This is a genomic window from Streptomyces sp. FH025 (genome assembly GCF_017427025.1).
Classification (GTDB): Bacteria; Actinomycetota; Actinomycetes; order Streptomycetales; family Streptomycetaceae; genus Kitasatospora.
Map to the genome: position 1 here is coordinate 1 of NZ_JAFLNG010001131.1, position 1,439 is coordinate 1,439.

At 71.7% G+C, this 1,439-nt stretch carries 1 pseudogene; it reads right to left on the reverse strand.

The features are described 5' to 3' along the window. Positions 1 to 265 precede the first annotated feature (265 nt). Positions 266 to 1,439: pseudogene (locus J0670_RS37915) on the reverse strand (PP2C family protein-serine/threonine phosphatase); the annotation flags it as partial.

The following is a 1,439-nucleotide window of genomic DNA, read 5'->3' on the forward strand; positions in this document are numbered from 1 at the left end:
CGCCGGTGTCTTCCGGGGTTTGACGCCCCGTCCGACGTTTCAAACTCTAGCCGATCCCCGCTCCGAAAAGCGAATCCAGCCGCAATCCGATAAAACGCGCACGCCGAATAGGCACCGAGCCGCAACGCGAGAAAGCGAAAGCGACCGGCACGAACCGGGAAGTGGTGTTTCAGAGGATTGGCTGCCCCGGGGCCGTCCGCGCAGATGCGTGTCCGGTGCTCCCTGCCAGGCAGCTCGAAGAACACTAGACCTCTGGGGTGGCCGAGTCAAGCGCCGCCCGCACGGTCTCCTCGGCCTCCTCGGCGGGCAGCTGGAAGGCCAGGACGGCGACGTCGTCGTCGTGCTCCGAGGTCACTCCCATCGCTCGGAGCAGCCGCGCACAGATCACCTCGGGGGCCCCGATGGCGCCGGTCAGGGTGCGGGCCAGGAGGTCGAGGCCCTGGTCGATGTCCTCGTCGCGGCGTTCGACCAGGCCGTCCGTATAGAGGACGCCGGTCGTGCCGGGGAGCAGGCGCAGGGTGTGGGAGACGTGCAGGCCGTCGCCAGTGCCCAGCGGGGGGCCGTTCTGTTCCTCGCTGCGCAGGATGGTGCCGTCGGGGCAGCGCAGCAGCATGGGGAGGTGGCCGGCCGAGGCGTAGGAGAGGGTGCGGCGCCCCGGGTCCCAGACGGCGTAGGTGCAGGTGGCGATCTGGTTGGCGTCGATCTCCATGGCGAGGCCGTCGAGCAGGCGCATCACTTCGTGCGGGGGCAGGTCGAGGCGGGCGTAGGCCCGGACGGCGGTGCGCAGCTGGCCCATCACGGCGGCGGCGCGCAGGCCGCGGCCCATGACGTCGCCGATGACGAGGGCGGTGCGTCCGCCACCGATGGCGATCACGTCGTACCAGTCGCCGCCGACGGCGGCCTCCGCACCGCCCGGCTGGTACGTGGCGGCGACCCGCAGGTCGGCCGGCTGGTCGAGTTTCTGCGGGAGCAGACTGCGCTGGAGGGTGACGGCGGCCTCGCGCTGGCGGCGTTCGGCTTCGCGCAGGCGCGCGGCGGCGAGGACCTGGTCGGTGACTTCGGCGGCGAAGATCAGGACTCCGGCGGGCGGGCCCTCGACGGGGGCGTCACGGGTGTCGCAGGTGTCGCCGTTGCCGAGCGGGACGCAGGAGACGTTGTAGTAGCGGTTGCCGGTGAGGCCGAGGATGCAGCGGGCCTTGACGCTGCGGGGGCGGCCGCCGCGGATGACCTGGTCCATCAGGGGCAGGACGCCCATGGTGTCGAGTTCGGGGAGGGCCTCGCCGGCGGGCAGGCCGGTGGGGCGTTCGCCGAAGAGTTCGCGGTAGGCGCGGTTGGCGTAGCCGAGCTGGTGGAGCGGTCCGTAGGTGACGGCGACCGGGGCGGGGATGCGGTTGAGGACCTCGCGCAGGTTCTGGGGTTTGTGCGGGTCGAGGAGTTCG